This is a genomic window from Microbacterium sp. SY138 (assembly GCF_039729145.1).
In the GTDB taxonomy this organism is placed as follows: Bacteria; Actinomycetota; Actinomycetes; order Actinomycetales; family Microbacteriaceae; genus Microbacterium; species Microbacterium maritypicum_A.
Genome location: NZ_CP155793.1, coordinates 1,859,882 through 1,877,529, shown reverse-complemented (window position 1 = coordinate 1,877,529; position 17,648 = coordinate 1,859,882). Strand labels below are relative to the sequence as shown.

At 66.7% G+C, this 17,648-nt stretch carries 16 protein-coding genes; 6 read left to right on the top strand and 10 right to left on the bottom strand.

All coding sequences use genetic code 11. The features are described 5' to 3' along the window. Positions 1-152 precede the first annotated feature (152 nt). From ABDC25_RS08910 to ABDC25_RS08900, 3 genes are read left to right on the top strand one after another with little or no spacing between them, the layout of a single operon-like run. Complete coding sequence (locus tag ABDC25_RS08910) at positions 153-551, top strand: helix-turn-helix transcriptional regulator (protein ID WP_231924918.1); 399 nt, start codon at positions 153-155, stop codon at positions 549-551. Positions 552-556: 5 nt separating this feature from the next. Next, entirely contained in the window at positions 557-967 is a 411-nt protein-coding gene (locus ABDC25_RS08905; RefSeq protein ID WP_347125856.1) for a VOC family protein, read from the top strand. A gap of 30 nt (positions 968-997) precedes the next feature. Next, positions 998-3,355 (top strand): excinuclease ABC subunit UvrA, encoded by a 2,358-nt coding sequence (locus tag ABDC25_RS08900; protein WP_021200573.1) that lies wholly within the window; start codon positions 998-1,000, stop codon positions 3,353-3,355. Between the two features lie 39 nt (positions 3,356-3,394). Here ABDC25_RS08900 and ABDC25_RS08895 read toward each other — a convergent pair whose 3' ends face one another. After that, a complete protein-coding gene (locus ABDC25_RS08895) occupies positions 3,395-4,264 on the bottom strand; it encodes a class I SAM-dependent methyltransferase (protein WP_347125854.1) in 870 nt (289 codons plus the stop codon). Positions 4,265-4,485: 221 nt separating this feature from the next. Here ABDC25_RS08895 and ABDC25_RS08890 point away from each other — a divergent pair, with 221 nt between their 5' ends. After that, the gene (locus tag ABDC25_RS08890) at positions 4,486-4,887 is read left to right on the top strand and encodes an HIT domain-containing protein (RefSeq protein WP_021200575.1); all 402 of its coding nucleotides are present in this window, start codon (positions 4,486-4,488) and stop codon (positions 4,885-4,887) included. A gap of 44 nt (positions 4,888-4,931) precedes the next feature. Next, on the top strand, positions 4,932-5,465 hold the full coding sequence (locus tag ABDC25_RS08885; RefSeq protein WP_021200576.1) for an AAA family ATPase: 534 nt from the start codon (positions 4,932-4,934) through the stop codon (positions 5,463-5,465). On the opposite strand, the gene ABDC25_RS08880 is transcribed toward ABDC25_RS08885, so the two are convergent. Further along, entirely contained in the window at positions 5,462-6,520 is a 1,059-nt protein-coding gene (locus ABDC25_RS08880) for a GNAT family N-acetyltransferase (protein WP_021200577.1), read from the bottom strand. The genes ABDC25_RS08885 and ABDC25_RS08880 overlap by 4 nt on opposite strands. Positions 6,521-6,567: 47 nt before the next feature. Continuing rightward, a complete protein-coding gene (locus tag ABDC25_RS08875) occupies positions 6,568-6,936 on the bottom strand; it encodes a VOC family protein (RefSeq protein WP_031207654.1) in 369 nt (122 codons plus the stop codon). A 77-nt stretch (positions 6,937-7,013) separates the two neighbouring features. Between ABDC25_RS08875 and ABDC25_RS08870 the strand changes: the two genes are divergently transcribed. After that, positions 7,014-8,339, top strand: a complete 1,326-nt coding sequence (locus tag ABDC25_RS08870) for an MFS transporter (protein WP_167254110.1) — start codon at positions 7,014-7,016, stop codon at positions 8,337-8,339. A 7-nt stretch (positions 8,340-8,346) separates the two neighbouring features. Here the strand turns inward: ABDC25_RS08870 and ABDC25_RS08865 are convergent, their stop codons facing one another. The 7 genes from ABDC25_RS08865 to polA all read right to left on the bottom strand — a co-directional run bounded on the left by ABDC25_RS08865 (position 8,347) and on the right by polA (position 17,647). Then, entirely contained in the window at positions 8,347-9,159 is an 813-nt protein-coding gene (locus ABDC25_RS08865) for an arginase family protein (protein ID WP_021200580.1), read from the bottom strand. Between the two features lie 79 nt (positions 9,160-9,238). After that, positions 9,239-9,985 carry an SUMF1/EgtB/PvdO family nonheme iron enzyme gene (locus tag ABDC25_RS08860; protein ID WP_167254108.1) on the bottom strand — a complete coding sequence of 249 codons (747 nt, stop codon included), beginning with the start codon at positions 9,983-9,985 and terminating at the stop codon, positions 9,239-9,241. A 31-nt stretch (positions 9,986-10,016) separates the two neighbouring features. Beyond that, a complete protein-coding gene (locus ABDC25_RS08855; protein ID WP_021200582.1) occupies positions 10,017-10,772 on the bottom strand; it encodes an SGNH/GDSL hydrolase family protein in 756 nt (251 codons plus the stop codon). A gap of 34 nt (positions 10,773-10,806) precedes the next feature. After that, positions 10,807-12,159 carry an MFS transporter gene (locus ABDC25_RS08850; protein ID WP_347125849.1) on the bottom strand — a complete coding sequence of 451 codons (1,353 nt, stop codon included), beginning with the start codon at positions 12,157-12,159 and terminating at the stop codon, positions 10,807-10,809. Between the two features lie 47 nt (positions 12,160-12,206). After that, on the bottom strand, positions 12,207-13,241 hold the full coding sequence (locus ABDC25_RS08845) for an LLM class flavin-dependent oxidoreductase (RefSeq protein ID WP_136024896.1): 1,035 nt from the start codon (positions 13,239-13,241) through the stop codon (positions 12,207-12,209). 54 nt (positions 13,242-13,295) lie between these two features. After that, positions 13,296-14,972, bottom strand: a complete 1,677-nt coding sequence (locus tag ABDC25_RS08840; RefSeq protein WP_347125847.1) for a DUF885 domain-containing protein — start codon at positions 14,970-14,972, stop codon at positions 13,296-13,298. Between the two features lie 41 nt (positions 14,973-15,013). Beyond that, positions 15,014-17,647 (bottom strand): DNA polymerase I, encoded by a 2,634-nt coding sequence (gene polA, locus ABDC25_RS08835; protein ID WP_031207658.1) that lies wholly within the window; start codon positions 17,645-17,647, stop codon positions 15,014-15,016. Position 17,648: the final 1 nt, after the last annotated feature.

Sequence of the window (17,648 nt, the reverse complement as noted above, 5' to 3'; positions counted from 1 at the left end):
GAGGATGCGCCCTCAGGATAGCGCTCCGCCGGGCCGGAGCGGGGGAGAAGCCGTCTTCCGCGTTTCGTTCCGTCATGCCGCGACTTCCGGGGACATGGCAAGATCAAGTCGTGACCGACGTCGACGAAGTTCGCCTCCGCGAACTCACCGTGATGAGGAGAGTCCGAGACCGCATCGACCGGGAGTACGCACGACCACTCGATGTCGAGGCGCTCGCCCGCGGTGTGCATATGTCGGCGGGGCACCTGAGCCGGCAGTTCAGAGAGGCCTACGGCGAGTCTCCCTACTCGTATCTGATGACCCGACGTATCGAGCGGGCGATGGCACTCCTGCGACGCGGAGACCTGACGGTGACGGAGGTGTGCTTCGAAGTGGGCTGCTCCTCGCTCGGCACATTCAGCACGAGATTCTCCGAGCTGGTCGGTGTCGCACCCAGCGTGTACCGTGAACGCGCTGCCAGCGTCGAGGGAATCCCCTCGTTCCAGGCCAAGCACGTGACCAGACCGATCAGGAATCGAGAAGCGCCGCGCACCGATGCGCACCTAACGTGAACACCATGAACATCAGCATCCACTACGCATTCCTCCCGCACACCGATGCCGAAGCGGCCCTCGCGTTCTATCGCGACGCCCTCGGCTTCGAGGTGCGCAACGATGTCGGGTACGACGGCCTGCGGTGGCTCACCGTCGGGCCCGAGGGTCAGCCGCAGACATCGATCGTGCTGCACCCGCCGGCAACCGATCCGGGCATCACGGACGCCGAGCGTCAGACGATCCTCGAGCTGATCGCCAAGGGCAGCTTCGCGGCCCTCACGCTGGCCAGCGATGACGTCGACGCCCTCTTCGAGCGTCTCGTCGAACGTGGAGCCGATGTCGTGCAGGAGCCCATCGATCAGCCCTACGGTGTGCGCGACTGCGCGTTCCGCGATCCTGCAGGCAACCTGCTGCGTATCAACCAGGCCGCCTGACCTTCTCCACCGATCCCACGAAAGACGCCGATGACCACGGACGAGCACCCCGCAGACACCCACGACCTGATCCGCGTACAGGGTGCGCGCGAGAACAATCTCAAGGACGTCAGCGTCGATATCCCGAAGCGCCGTCTGACCGTGTTCACCGGCGTGTCTGGTTCGGGGAAGAGCTCGCTCGTCTTCGACACGATCGCGGCGGAGTCGCGGCGCATGATCGACGAGACCTACAGCGCCTTCGTCCAGGGGTTCATGCCGTCGGTGCCCCGTCCAGATGTCGACATCCTCGAGGGTCTGACCACGGCGATCATCGTCGACCAGGAGCGTCTGGGAGCGAACCCCCGATCGACCGTCGGCACCGTCACCGACGCCAACGCGATGCTCCGCATCCTGTTCAGCAAGCTGGGGCAGCCCTATATCGGCGGACCGACCGCCTTCTCGTTCAACATTCCGACGCAGAAGGCAAGCGGTGTCATGACAGGCCCGGGTGGAGAGAAGAAGATCGTGAAGGATGCGATCTACCTCGGCGGCATGTGTCCGCGATGCGAGGGCAGGGGAGCGGTGTCCGACCTCGATCTCGCCCAGATCGTCGACGAGTCGAAGTCTCTCGACGACGGTGCCATCATGGTGCCCGGCTACACGGCCGACGGATGGATGGTGAAGGGGTTCTCCCAGTCGGGCTTCTATCCCGCGGATAAGCCGATCTCCCAGTTCACCGACAAGCAGCGACACCTCTTCCTCTACGGCGAGGTCACGAAGGTGAAGATCTCCGGGATCAACATGACGTACGAGGGTCTCATCCCGAAGATCACGAAGTCGATGCTCTCGAAGGACCTCGACGCGCTGCAGCCGCACATCCGGGCCTTCGTGGAGCGCGTGGCCACGTTCGCCGTCTGCCCGGAGTGCGATGGGACGCGGCTCACCGAGGGGGCGCGGTCATCGAAGATCGAGGGTGTGAGCATCGCCGATGCGTGCCGCATGCAGGTGACAGACCTGGCCGATTGGGTCCGGGGACTCGATCTCCCTGGAGCCGGTCCGCTGCTGCAGGCGCTCAGCGCCAATCTCGACGCCTTCGTGACGCTCGGCCTCGGATACCTCAGTCTGGAGCGTCCGTCGGGCACGTTGTCCGGGGGAGAGGCGCAGCGCATCAAGATGCTGCGGCACCTCGGCTCATCCCTCACCGACATCACCTACGTGTTCGACGAGCCGACGATCGGTCTGCACCCGCACGACATCCAGCGCATGAACGGCCTGCTGCTGAAGCTGCGGGACAAAGGCAACACCGTGCTGGTCGTCGAGCACAAACCCGAGACCATCGCGATCGGCGACCACGTCGTCGACCTGGGGCCTGGTGCGGGCAGCGCCGGTGGTGAGATCTGCTTCGAGGGCACGGTCGAGGGGCTGAAGGCCAGTGGTACCAAGACCGGTGACCACCTCGAGGATCGGGCCCAGCTCAAGGAGGCAGTGCGCTCCGGAACCGGATCGATCGAAGTGCGCGGGGCCACGGCGAACAACCTCCAGGACGTCGATGTCGACATCCCGACGGGGGTCCTCACCGTCGTGACGGGCGTGGCGGGCTCGGGCAAGAGCTCGCTCATCCACGGGTCGGTGTCCAAGCGCGACGGAGTCGTGGCGATCGACCAGGCCGCGATCAAGGGCTCCCGGCGAAGCAACCCGGCGACGTACACGGGACTCCTCGAGCCGATCCGCAAGGCTTTCGCGAAGGCGAACGGCGTGAAGCCGGCTCTGTTCAGCGCGAACTCCGAAGGCGCCTGCCCCTCGTGCAAGGGCGCGGGTGTGATCATCACGGAGCTCGGCTTCATGGACACGATCGAGACTCCCTGCGAGGACTGCGGAGGCAAGCGCTTCCAGGCCGGGGTACTGGAGTACAAGCTCGCAGGCAAGGACATCACCGAGGTGCTCGATCTGCCGGTCTCCGAGGCCCGGGTGTTCTTCAGCGACGGGGAGGCCAAGCTGCCCGCCGCCACGGCGATCCTCGGGCGGATGGAAGACGTGGGACTCGGCTACCTGTCACTCGGGCAGCCGCTGTCGACGCTGTCCGGTGGCGAACGCCAACGCATCAAGCTCGCGATCCAGATGGGGGAGAAGGGCGACGTCTATGTGCTGGACGAGCCCACGACCGGCCTTCACCTCGCCGATGTGGACAAGATCCTGGGACTGCTGGATCGACTCGTGGATGCCGGCAAGACCGTGATCGTGATCGAGCACCATCAGGCAGTCATGGCGCACGCGGACTGGATCATCGACATCGGGCCGGGAGCCGGACACGACGGTGGCAGGATCGTCTTCGAGGGGACGCCGAGGGATTTGGTATCCCAAAAATCGACACTCACGGGGGAGCACCTCGCGCAGTACGTCGGAGCGTGAGAATGGTCGGAGCGCGTGCCCGCGCCCGCACTCCGACCATCACGCGTCTCCGGCGGCTCCGCCTTCGTCGACGCGCGCGATGATCGTGTACGTGCAGGGGATCAGATCCCGCTCGGCTTCGGGCCAGGCGTAGCCGCCGGACACCTCGACCATGCGATCGCTGAATCGCCACGGCAGCGTACGACCTTCATCGAAGTGGACGAGCCTGAGCCCTGCACGCAGCAGCGCACCGAGGATCTCGGACAACGGGTGCGGCCACTCGTAAGTGCGGGCGTGGTCGATACGACCGTCGCCGGCATATGTGCTGTCGTCGTCCCATTGCTGCGCGCGACCGGTCGCGAAGTAGGAATAGCGCGTGGCCAAGGTGTCCGCGTCCTCATCCAGCGCGTACAGGGCGGGATGACCGTCGCGGATGAAGAACATCCCGCCCGGACGCAGCAGCTGCACGATCTGCGCCGCCCACCGATCCAGGTCGTCGAGCCAGCTGATCGTCCCGATACTCGTGTACACGACATCGAAGTCACCGGTGACTGCAGCCCGTGCATCGAGCACATCGGTCTGCACCCACGTCGCATCGATACCCAGACGCGCGGCGAGGTCGGTCGCCGCACGGAGCGCAGACGGCGAGAAATCGACGCCGGTCACCGTCGCACCGGCGCGAGCCAGGGAGACCGTGTCGGTGCCGATGTGGCATTGCAGGTGACAGAGATCGAGGCCGGACAGACCGTCCGCAGGAAGGAACGAGGTCATCGTCGCGAGGTCGTCGCGAACGACGTCGCTGAGATGCGCGGGATCGTCGAACGCAGCGAGCCCATAGGCTTCCGTGTGCACCGGGACGCGATCCTCCCAGTTCTCCTGATTCGCGCGTCGCGCAGATTCCCAGTCGATGTCGACGTTGCTTCCGTTCACGAGGCGAGCCTATCGATCACCGCTCTCGGATCGTGAAAGATAGCCGATAATGCACATTATGTCAGCTAAGAAGATCGTCAGCGCCACCGGTGACAGATGCAGCTCCCGGTACCAGCACTCCCCCGTGCGATGATCGGTGCGTGCACCCAGCCACCCACGAGCCGCCCGGATATGCGTGTCCGTTCTGCAAAATCCAACAGGGTCTGTACGACCAACTCAGCATGCCGTCCGACGTGGTCGCCGTCACCGACCGTGCATTCGCTCGGATCGCGCCGAAGTGGTGGCCGGGGAACTCCGGAGCGGTCCTCGTCATCCCGCGGACGCACGTGGAGAACATCTACGACCTGTCACCGGAGGACGGCTTCGCGGTGTGGGATCTGACGCAGAGGGTGGCGATCGGCATCCGGTCATCCTACGGATGCGAGGGGACCTCCATCCGGCAGCACAATGAGCCCGCAGGAGACCAGGACGTCTGGCACCTGCATGTGCATGTGTTCCCCCGCTTTCCGGACGATCGGCTGTACCAACGACACGGAGACGCGGAGTGGGTGGATCCCGGCCGTCGCGAGACATTCGCGTCGAGACTCAGGGCCGTGCTGGGAATGCCGTTCGCGCTCGATTGATCGCCGGACTCGACCCGCCTGGCGGGCGCTGCAAGGATGGTTCGATGACTCTCACGGGCAGTGGCTCCACGCGTCTCGTCATCCTGCGCGGCGATGCCGCATCGGGGAAGACGACGACGGCGAGGGCACTGCGACCGGCACTAGGTCAACGGGTCGCCATCATTTCTCAAGACCACTTCCGCCGTGAGCTGCTGCACGACCCCAACCGGTTGAGACGCTCTCGAGCGGCGAGCATCCTGATCGTCGGCGCCGCCCGGCAGGCGCTGGACCTCGGTTACGACGTCATCCTCGACGGGATCTTCAATCTGCGCGACTACGCCGAAGCCTTCGAGAGCTTGTACCTCGACCATCGCGGAACGACAGGAATCTATCAGTTCGACGTCGGCCTCGAAGAGACGATTCGGCGCCATGCCGGAAGGCCTCTCGCGAACACTTTCGGGGAGGACGAGATCCGCCGATGGCACGACGGGTGGCAACCACTCCCCTGGTTCGATGAGCGACGGGTCGGCCCGGAGACGACCACCGATCAACTCGTGACGATGATCCTCGAAGATCTCGGCCACCGCATCGTCGACTAAGCCGGTTCCTCAGCCGCCGGATCAGCAATCGGCCACGGTGACCGGAGTCGGCTGTACACGAGCATGTCCCGGCGCTCATCGCCGATCTTCTGCCACGAATGAAGCAACCCTTCGCGCGCATAGCCCGCCTTCTCAGCAGTCCGGAGTGAGGGCCCGTTCGTCGGATCGATGTGCAGCTGCAGACGATGCAGATCGGCGAGGTGCCACGCCCATTCCGTGAGGGTTTGCAGCGCGCTGTAGGCGTATCCCTCGCCGCGTCGCGTGGGTCGGATCCAGTAGCCGACGGTCGCTCGACCCTGGTCCCGGTCACGAAGCCACAGCCCGATCTGCCCCACGCATTCTTCGTTCGCCTCGATCGCGAACGAGTAGCCGATACCCTTCGCTGCCCGCTCGTGCTGCCGGACCAGCCACGCGCCGGCGAGCCCGGGATCAGCGACGATGGGAACGGTGGTGACGTCGGTGATCGAACGATCGAAGGACGCCTCCAACACGGCATCGATGTCAGATTCCTCGAAAGGTCGGAGAACGATCTCGGGACCCTGTACCCGCGGAACGCTGAGTCCTGAGGTACCCGCGATCGCTCCGCTGTGCGGATCGACGAGATCACGGCGATAGGTGATCATGGGCTCGCCGCCGAGCGGGTGCGGGACAGGCTCCGAGACCGCCGCGAAGCCCTCCGATTCGTAGAGCGGGATGGCGGCGTTCCCTCGCCGCACCGCGAGTTCGAGGCTGAAGAAGCCGGCACCCGTCGAATACTGAATCGCATCGCGCAGCAGGGCACGACCACGTCCCTGCCCGGCGGATGACGGCATCACGGCGATCCGCTCCAACACGGCCGTCGTCTCGTCGTGTGTCTTCGGCGTGGTGAGAGCGAAACCCGCCAGAGGCTCCCCCGTGAGCGCGAACCGGAGGACATGGCCATCGAACAGCTTTCGCATGCGATCGGCGATCGAGCGGGAGTCGACATCCCCGTCACGGTGCCGGAGCGCGTGAATCCAGACGTCCACGCATCTCTCGATGTCCTCGGGGATGTCGCCCGCCACGATGTCCGTCATACCGGCAATAGTCGCACGCGCGACACCGGCGAAGCCACGGCTGACTCCTACTGCGTCGACCAGACTCCGAGCTCCGTGCCCGTCGGGTCGGCGAAGTGCAGGCGTCGCCCCCCGGGGAACGCGTACGGCTCTTGGAGGATCGTTCCGCCGGCCTTCTCGATAGCCGCCTTCGTGGCGTCGAGGTCTTCCGAATAGAGCAGTACGAGCGGACCTCCGACGGGACGCGGCTCGTCGGCCAGCATCAGACCGCCGGCTTCGTTGCCGTCGCCTCGTGGCGACACGATCCCGGCGTATCCGGGGCCGTAGTCGTTGAAGCTCCAGCCGAAGGCGTCACCGAAAAAGCTCTTCGACGCCTCCAGATCGGTGACGACGAGCTCGACGTAGTCGAGTGAGTGGTGCAAAGGGGAACTGGTCATGGCGCCACCGTAGCGACCCCGACCGACATCGAGCGGAGGTCGCCGAATGCGCGCCGTCGGAGGAGTAGCGTTGAGGCGTGCCGCAGGTCTCCCCCTCCCCCGTCTCGACACCGGGGTGGAGAGCCTGGGTGATCTGGTCGGTCGGAGTCGCCGCTTACGTGTTGGCCATCACGAACCGCACATCGCTCGGCGCTGTCGGCGTCGAAGCGGCCGACCGCTTCCAGGCGGATGCATCGACGCTCGCTCTTTTCGCCGTGGTCCAGCTCGCCGTGTACGGCGGAATGCAGATCCCGATCGGAGTGCTCCTCGATCGCTTCGGCTCGCGCCCGATCATGACCGTCGGCATGCTGCTGATGGCCGCGGGCCAGCTGACCATGGCCCTCTCCCCCAGCATCGGCATCGCGATCTTCGCGCGTGTCCTGCTCGGTGCCGGTGATGCCGCTATCTTCCCCGCGGTGCTACGACTCGTCGCGACCTGGTTTCCCGCTCAACGCGGGCCGCTCATGGTCCAGTTCACCGGCATCATCGGTCAAGCCGGCCAGCTGATCGCCCTGGTCCCGCTGGCCGCACTCCTGCACGCCACCAACTGGACCATCACCTTCGGCAGCATCGCGGGCCTCGGTGTGCTGTTCACCATCCTCGTGGCGCTGGTGATTCGCAACCATCCCGCAGAGCGCGGCGCCGACGTCACGGTGAACACCGATACCGGTGTCGTCCGCGTCGTCACCTCCGCCATAGATACCGGTGTCGGCATACGTGCCGCCTGGGCACACCCGGGCACGCGGCTGGCCTTCTGGTCGCACTTCACGACCCCGTTCGCGGGTACCGCGTTCGTGCTGCTCTGGGGAATGCCCTTCCTCACCGCGGCGGAAGGGCTCGACACGGCCCACGCCGCGGGAATCATCTCCGTATATGTCGTGGCCGGCATGCTTCTGGGACCCCTCATCGGCGACCTCTCCCGGCGGCTTCCGAATCACCGGTCGCTCGCGCTGGTGCTCCCCGCCGTCGGGGTGCAGATGGCAGCGTGGGTCGCTGTCATCGCTGTGCCCGACACCGCGCCCATCTGGCTCCTCTATGTGCTGGCGATCGCCCTCGCGACCGGAGGGCCCGCCTCCATGATCGCGTTCGACCATGCGCGGACGCACAACCCCACCCACCGTCTGAGCACCGCCACCGGTGTGACGAACGCGGGAGGGTTCATCGCCGCGCTCATCGCCATCTTCCTCATCGGCCTCGCACTCGACCTGCAGGGCGCCGGCACTCCCGAGACATACTCGCTCGGGGCCTTCCGGATCGCGTTCCTGATGCCGATCCCCCTCTGGATCATCGGCACGGTGTTCATCCTCATCGAACGCAAGCGGACGCGCATCCGGATGGGCCTCGATCCGGAACGTCGGCACTGAGCGCACCCTATCGGAGCAGGTGCTGCAGCGTCTCCACGATGAGCTCGACGCTGACGCGCTCCGGCACCTCATCGTCGCCCGCTTCGAACTCCGCGAGTTCGATCCCCCGGACCGAGTCGGACGGCAGCGCCGCGAAAATCGCCGCCACGTGGTGAGGCAGCAAGCCGCCTCCGACCCGGTAGGCGGCGGGGATGTACCCGGGTTCGAGCACGTCCCAATCGACGTGGATCCACACGGGACGTCCGGCGACGAGTTCGAGGACGCGCTCCGGCGTGCTCTCGGAAGGAGCGAGAACGGTGACCCCCGCTTCGGCGAGCAACTCACCCTCAGCGACGTCGATGTCGCGACCGCCGACCACGATCACCTGCTTCGGATCGATGCCGTCGCCGTGCCCACTGTCCCAGAGTCCGCACGCCGCGGCCAGGACCATACCGCCGAGATAGCCCGAATCCGTCGTATCCGGAGTGTTGAAGTCGCCGTGTGCGTCGATCCAGAGCACGACGGCGTCGGGATGATGCTCGGCAGCAGTGGGAAGAGTGCCGAGGCTCGCCGCGCAGGTGTTCGTGATCAGGAGGGGTGTCGCGCCCGTAGAGATGGCGTCGTGCACCGCTGCGCGCAATCCGCTCAGAGTCGCCTCCGCTTCGGGAAGAGCGACGGACCAGTCATCGACCAGGCCCGGTGTCGGGGTGCCGACGACGTGCGGTTCGATCTCCAGCAATGCCGAGACCGCGTCACCCACGCGTCGTGCCCCCACGAGCGCTCCGTCGGTGCGATCGGCCACTCGGCCTTGGGAGACGATGAGCGCGTAGGAAGGTGCCATGTCCCCAGCTTTCCATCCGCGGGATGTCAGGACAAAACGTGGACTGATGCGGACACCGAGGCCGCGCGGTACCGGCGTCTCAGCTCCGACGAGGCGTCCATCCGGAAGGCAACGGTCCATTCCGGACAGCACGTTCGCGGTCCGCGCGCGCGGACCAGCCCTGTGCACCGTCGACCGTGTCGAACGCACCCCGCGCCAGTCGGAGCCCGACATCCTCGTGATGCATGCGCGGCGCGCCCCCGCGACGCACCGATGCCCGCACGCTCCACGCGTCGTCGGCGAACCCGCCGCCGCGGAAGACACGGTAGTCGTCATAACGGGCGGGATCCAACAGGTCCCAGCACCACTCCCAGACGTTGCCGAGCGTGTCGAAGAGACCGTTGAGGTTCGGCAGCTTGCCGCCGATGTCCTGCGGAGAGGACACCCCGTCCGCACTCGTCCATGCCGCATCGGCAAGAGGCGCATAGTGCGGACCTGTCGACCCGGCGCGGCAGGCGAACTCCCACTCCGCTTCTGTGGGGAGCCGGTACCCGTCGGCGGTCGTGTCCCAGGTCACCTCCTCGCCATCGAACAGATAGACCCGATCCAGGCCCTCCCATTCGGATGCGGCGTTGCAGAAGTGGACCGCGCGCAACCAACTGAGGTCGGCGGCGGGGCGACGCGGGTGGCGCACCGGGATGCCCAGCACCTCGGTGAGCTGCTCCTCCGTCACCGGATACACACCGATCCGGAACGGCTCGAGTGTCACATCACGCCGCTCGTCACGACGCGCATCGTGCAGCGTCAGAACACCGGCGGGTATACGCGCCAATTCGAAGTCGCTCACCGATCCCCCGCAACCGAGGAACCGCTTCGCATCACGAGGGCACTCGTTCGACCCAGGACGGGTACTTCGCCGTGCGGCCATCGCCCGACGAGGTGCGCGTCACGCGTCGGCGGACCCAGGGACCGACGAACTCCCGGTAGTAGGCGAGCCCCGATGGCCCGGTACCCAGTCGATCATTCGGGGCCCACCATGTCGCCGGGGGCTCGAAACCGAGCGCGTGCAGCACGCGGGCAGCGACACGGTGGTGACCCGCAGCGTTCATGTGCAGACGGTCATCCGCCCAGTACGCACCGCGCGAGAGCTCACGATCCGGCCAATTGAGTGCTCGGACCACGTCGGGGCGCTCTTCGATCCGCCGGAGCACCGCGTCGGAGAGCAGATCGCCGCGCCGCTGGACGAGGGAGCCCATCGGGAGCTGCCCGCTGGGATTGGCACCCGAGAGCAGGATCATGGTCACGCCCTCCTCATCGCACCGACGCAGCACTCGGCTGAAGGCATCGGCGATGTGCTCGACATCGGTGCGCGGGCGCAGCATGTCGTTGCCACCGCCGTTGAAGGAGAGATGCGTCGGGCGCAGGGCGAGCGCGGGTTCGAGCTGCTGCTCGACGATCGGCCAGGCGAGCTTGCCCCTGATCGCGAGGTTCGCGTACTGGATGGAGTGGCCCGCCGCGTCCGCCCAGCCTTGGGCCGCGAGATCGGCCCAGCCGCGCTCCCGCCCATCCGGAAGAACGTCACCGACCCCCTCGGTGAACGAGTCGCCGATCGCCACGAACCGCACATCTGCCATCGTCCCAGCCTATTGCGGCTCACGACGCGCGGCGTCAACGGTCGTCGAGAGCCTGACCACCCCGATCGACGAGCCCCCATGCCGCGGCGGCCGCACCGAGGAAGCACACGCCGAACACGGCGAACAGCAGCGGAGCCCCACCGGCGATCAGAAGGACCGGTACGGAAAGCGGCGCCACGATCGATGCGATGCGGCCGACCCCGGCGGCCCAGCCCGCGCCCGTTCCCCGCAACGACGTCGGATAGATCTCGGGCGTGACGGCGTACAGCGCGCCCCAGGCACCGAGGTTGAAGAAAGACAGAGCCATGCCCGCAGCGATGATCGCCCCCTCGGTCGTGGCCGTGCCGAAGATCACAGCCGAGACGGCCGACCCCAGAAGGAACACCGACAGGGTCAGCCGTCGCCCCCAGACCTCGATCAGCCACGCGGCGACCGCGTATCCCGGAAGCTGCGCGAGCGTGATGATCAGTGTGAATCCGAACGAGCGGACGAGATCGAACCCGGCGTCCACGAGGATGCTCGGAATCCAGATGAACGCGCCGTAGTAGGCGAAGTTCACGCCCAGCCACACCACCCAGAGGCAGAGGGTGCGCAGGCGGAACTCGGGGTTCCAGAGCGTGGCGAGGCGGGCCCGAGCCGTGACCGCGATCGCGCGGGACGCCGGCTCCTTCCGAATGGCCGGGGCCGTCCCCACACCGGCATCAGCCTCGAAGGCCGAGACGATTCGTTCAGCTTCCGCGATGCGTCCGCGCGAGGCGAGCCATCGCGGAGACTCGGGCATCCGCCACCGCACGAACAGGGCATACACGGCAGGAATCGCGCCGAGCGCGAAGGCCCAGCGCCAACCGTCGTCGGACGCCGGGATGACCAGGAACCCGATGACGGCGGCTGCCGTCCATCCGAGCGCCCAGAAGGCCTCCAACACGACGATCAGACGACCGCGGATTCGAGCAGGAGCGAACTCGCTCACGTACGTCGACGCGACCGGGAGCTCGGCACCGAGACCAAGCCCGACGAGGAATCGCAGCACGAGGAGTGCTGCGATTCCGCCGACGAGCGCGCTGGCCCCGGTCGCGATGCCGTACACGAGCAGGGTGAGGGCGAACACCTGGCGGCGACCGAAGCGATCGGCCAGCAGACCGCCGAGCGTCGCACCGATGGCCATCCCAATGAAACCGACCGAGGCGATCCACCCCGCCTCGCCCTTGGTCAGTCCCCACTGCTGCGTGAGGGCCGCGAGGATGAAGGAGATCAGACCGACATCCATCGCGTCCAGGGCCCATCCGAGCCCGGATCCGGTGAGCAGCCGGAGGTGTCGACGCGTGAACGGCAGGACGTCCAGGCGCTCGGCCAGCGATGAGCGGCTCGGCAGGGCGGTGTTGGCCATGCTCCTCATCGTAGAGCCGAGCGCCGGACAGGCCGCGCGAGATGTCGTCAGTCGTGCGCGGCGAGGATCTTGCGCACCCGCGGGATGACCTCGGTGCCGTACAGCTCGATACTGCGCATCATCGACTCGTGCGACAGGGTACCTGTCGCGTACTTCAGGTCGAACCGTCCGAGACCCAAGGTCGTGATCGTGTCGGCGATCTTCGCGGCGACTCGATCCGGTGAGCCCGCGTAGATCGCCCCTTCCGGACCGACATCGTTCTGGAAACGCGCGCGGCTGTATGCCGGCCAGCCGCGCTCGCGGCCGATGGTGTTGTTCATCGCCTCGAATCCGGAGTACGCCGCGTCCCAGGCCTCCGCGTCGGTCTCGGCGATGTGGCCCGGGGAATGAACGGAGACGGGGTGCGAGGTCGTGCCGAACGACGCCACGGAGCGGTGGTAGAGGTCGACGAACGGCTTGAACCGATGGGCCGGTCCCCCGATGATCGCGAGCATCAGCCCCAGGCCGTGACGCGCGACGCGCACGACGGACTCCGGGCTTCCACCGACACCGACCCAGGTACGCAGGCCCTTCTCGGTCTTGGGGAACACATTTGCGTTGTCGAGCGACGCCCGCATCGTGCCCGACCACGTCACGGGCTCTTCCTTGAGCAGCTCGACGAAGAGCTCCAGCTTCTGCTCGAACAGTGCGTCGTAGTCGCGGAGGTCGTAGCCGAACAGGGGGAAAGACTCGATGAAGGATCCGCGCCCGAGAACGACCTCGGCGCGACCGTCCGAAAGCGCGTCCAGCGTCGAGAAGCGTTCGAACACGCGTACCGGATCGTCGGAGGACAACACGGTCACCGCGGTGCCCAGTCGGATGTGTTCCGTGCGAGCCGCGATCGCGGCCAGCACCATCTCCGGCGCGGACACCGCGAACTCGGCGCGGTGGTGCTCCCCCACCCCGAAGAAGTCCACGCCCACCGTGTCGGCGAGCTCTGCCTGCTCCACGACGTTGCGGATGGTCTGCGCTCCGGTGAGGAGCTCTCCGTCTGTGTCCCTCGTGATGTCCCCGAAGGTGTCCAGCCCGAATTCGATGCCCATGTCATCCCTCTCTATTCAGGTGAATGAACACGCGGCGATCGAATCGCATTCCCGTCAGCGCGGAAGCAGCGCGCTGCGCAGCGTGTCGAGGCCGACCCCGCCCATGTCGAGCGCGCGCTTGTGGAAGCCCTTGAAGGAGAAGGCGTCGCCCTCCGCCGCACGGACGCCGTCACGCACCTGCTCCCAGATGCGCTGACCGACCTTGTACGACGGAGCCTGCCCCGGCCAGCCGAGGTAGCGGTTCACCTCGAACTGCACGAACTGATCCGACATGTTCACGTTCTGGCGCATGAAGTCGAGCGCATACTCCGCATCCCACACTCCCGTGCCATCGAGACGTGGCTTGCCCAGGTGTACGCCGATGTCGAGCACCACACGGGCCGCCCGCATACGCTGCCCGTCGAGCATGCCGAGTCGATCGGCGGGATCGTCGAGGTAGCCGAGCTGCTCCATCAGACGCTCGGCGTACAGGGCCCACCCCTCGGCGTGGCCCGAGGTGCCGGCCAACAGCCGGCGCCAGGAGTTGAGCTCGGCCCGGTTGTACACGGCCTGGGCGATCTGCAGGTGGTGGCCCGGCACGCCCTCATGAAAGACGGTGGTGAGCTCTCGCCAGGTGTCGAACTCCGTGACGCCCTCGGGAACGGACCACCACATACGACCGGGACGCGAGAAGTCGTCGGTCGGGCCCGTGTAGTAGATGCCACCTTCCTGGGTGGGCGCGATCATGCACTCGAGCGTGTGGATCGCCTCGGGGATGTCGAAGTGGGAGGCTCCGAGTTCGGCGACCGCGCGATCGCTCGTCTCCTGCATCCACTTCTGGAGAGCGTCGGTGCCCACGAGCTTGCGGGCGGGGTCGGCTTCGAGGTGGGCCACGGCCTCTTCGACGGAGGCCCCCGGCAGGATCTCATTCGCGATCGCGGTCTGCTCCGCCACCATGCGCGCGAGCTCTTCGCGGCCCCACTCGTAAGTTTCGTCGAGGTCGATCGTCGCCCCGAGGAAGCGACGGGAGTTGAGCGCGTACAGGTCGCGTCCGACGGCGTCGACCTCTCCGGCGGCAGGGGCGAGTTCCTCCGCGAGGAAGCGGCGCAGCTCGTCGTACGCGACGCGTGCGGCGGCGGAGTTGTCGGCGAGAGTACGCGCGAGCGAGGCGGGCAGCTGGCCTTCTTCGGGGTCGGCCTCCGCGACGAACGCGGCGAAGAATCCGTCATCCGCGGTGTAACGGTCGATCTGCGTCGCGACCTCGATCACTTGACGACGTGCCGGCGTCACCCCCTCGGCGATACCGGTGCGCAGCGTCTCGACGTAGCCACGGAGGGCGTCGGGAACAGCGGCGAGCCTCGTCGCGATCACGTCCCAGTTCTCGACGGTCGCGGTCGGCATCAGATCGAAGGCCGCGCGCACATCCTGCGCCGCCGAGGCGATGACGTTGAGATCGCGCAGATGCCACTTCGCGTCGTGCAACTCGAGATCGAGACGCAGCTCCGCGCCCAGGTCGGTCTTGGTCACCTCGTCGATCGCGTCGACGGGCTCGAGGGCCGAGAGCCTGTCGAGTGTCGCGCGAGTCGCAGCGGCGATCTCTTCCTGCCCCGCGGGACTCAGGTCACCGAAGCGATCGTTCACCTCGTCGCGGCCGATGTAGGTCCCGAGAGTGGGCGCCAGTACCGCGATCGTGTCGACCCATTCATCGGCGACGGCGTCGATGGCGGAGGGAGTGCGGGGAGCTGAAGTCATAGTTGTCAGCCTAATCCCCGACCCCCTCTCGCCGCCGGGTCTCAGTGCGCTGCTTCGTTCCAGTCGCGTCCGCGTCCGACCTGCACGTCGAGCGGCACCGAGAGCTCGGCCGCATCCCCCATCCGGGCGCGCACGATCCGCTCCGTGGCATCCCACTCCCCCGGAGCGACCTCGACCACGAGTTCGTCGTGGATCTGCAGCAGCACGCGAGAGGAGAGCTGCTCGGACCGGAGATCGTCGTGGATGTGCAGGAGCGCGATCTTCATGATGTCGGCCGCACTGCCCTGGATCGGAGCGTTGAGCGCCGCACGCTCGGCGTTCTCGCGCAGCACCCGGTTCGGACTCGCCAGGTCAGGGAACGGGCGACGGCGACCGAAGATCGTCTCGGTGTAACCGACCTCCTTCGCCTTCATCACCGAGGCCCGCAGATAGTCGCGCACGGCGCCGAAACGTGCGAAGTACTCGACCATGAGCTGCTTGGCCTCGGACTGCTCGATACGCAGCTGCTTGGAGAGACCGAAGGCGGAGAGGCCATAGACGAGACCGTACGACATGGCCTTCACCTTGGTGCGCATGGCCGCAGTGACGTCGCTCGGCTCGACGCCGAACACCCGCGCGCCGACGAAGCGGTGAAGGTCTTCTCCGCTGTTGAACGCTTCGATCAATCCTTCGTCACCGGACAGGTGCGCCATGATGCGCATCTCGATCTGCGAGTAGTCAGCCGTGAGCAGAGACTCGTACCCCTCGCCGACTTCGAAAGCACTGCGGATGCGGCGAGATTCCTCGGTGCGCACCGGGATGTTCTGCAGGTTCGGATCGGTGCTGGAGAGACGACCGGTCTGGCTTCCGGTCTGCACATAGGTCGTGTGCACACGGTGGTCGTCGCCGATGGCCGTGTCGAGCGACTCGATGATCTGGCGCAGCTTTGTGGCTTCGCGATGCTGCAGCAGAAGGCTCAGGAAGGGATGGGGATTGCTCTCCTGCAGGTCGGCCAGCACCGCGGCATCCGTCGAGTAGCCGGTCTTGGTCTTGCGGGTCTTGGGGAGCTGGAGGTCTTCGAACAGGACCTCTTGGAGCTGCTTGGGCGAGCCGAGGTTGAACTCCCGTCCCACGACGGAGAACGCCTCCTGCGCGAGCCCTTCGGCTCGGGTGGCGAGCTCACCGGAGAACGTCGACAGCACGTCGTGAGAAACCGCCACGCCCGCGACCTCCATATCGGCGAGGGTGAGCAGTGTCGGGAGCTCGATGTCGACCAGGACCGCGGCGACCGGCTCGGGGATGTCTTCACGAAGCGCATCGGCGACGCGAAGCGCGAACCATGCCTCCTGCGACGGGGTGGCCCCCTCCGTCTCGGGGACGAGCTGCGTCGGATCGGCCTCGGGAAGCTTCTCGCCGAGGTAGCGTTCGACCAGATCGGAGAGCGTCTTGTCGGGGAAGCTGGGGCGCAGGAGCCAGCCAGCCAGGCTCGTGTCGTAGGCGAGCCCGCCGAGGCGGATGCCCTGGCGGATCAGCGCCTTCACCTGCGGCTTCGCATCGTGGAGCACCTTCGGCGCGTCGGACTCGATCCATCCGCGCAACGCTTCGGCGGCGGCGTCTGCCCAGTCGGTCTCGCGGAGCTCGGTCAGCGTGGCGGCACCGATGCGCACGGGGACCCCGCCTTGGGTCGTGATGCGCAGAGAGACGTCGCCTTCCTGGGCCGCGGCCCACGTGGCGAGATCGGTCGGCGTCACCTCAGCGGGGACGGGAAGGACGACGACGGATGCGGGGTCGTCGGCGACCTCGCCTGCGCCCACGGCCTCGAACACGCGAGGCAACAGGGTGCGGAACTCGAGGCGCGCGAAGATGTCACGCACAGCCTGCGGATCGATCGGTGCCACCGCGAGATCGGCGGGGCCGACCGGAAGCTCGACGTCGGTGAGCAGGCGGTTGAGCTTGCGGTTGCGACGGACGTCCTCGATGTGGTCGCGGAGGTTGCCGCCGACCACACCCTTGATCTCATCGGCACGGGCGATCAGCTCATCGAGCGAGCCGAACTGCGTGAGCCACTTGACCGCGGTCTTCTCGCCGACCTTCGGCACGCCGGGGAGGTTGTCGCTCGTCTCCCCGACGAGTGCCGCGATGTCGGGGTACTGCTCTGGTCGCACCCCGTAGCGCTCCTGAACGGTGGACGGGTCGTAGCGCTTGAGCTGGGAGACACCCTGCACCGACGGGTACAGCAGGGTGACATCGTCGTTGACGAGCTGGATCGTGTCGCGGTCGCCGGAGACGACGAGCACTTCGAAGCCCTGCTCCGCGCCCTGCGACGCGAGGGTCGCGAGGATGTCATCGGCCTCGATCCCCTCTTTCGTCAGGACCGGGATGGACATGGCGGCGAGGCAATCCTGAAGGAGAGGGATCTGACCCTTGAACTCCTGCGGCGACTCCGACCGCGTCGCCTTGTATTCCGGGTACTCATCCGTGCGGAACGAATGACGCGAGGTGTCGAAGGCGATCGCCAGATGCGTCGGCTGCTCGGCCTTGATGAGGTTCACCAGCATCGACAGGAAGCCGTAGATGCCGTTGGTGTGCTGATTGTCCTTGGTCGTGAAATTGTCGACCGGGAGGGCGAAGAAGGCACGATAGGCGAGCGAGTGGCCGTCGACGACCATGAGGGTAGGCTTTGCGGAGTCCGTCACC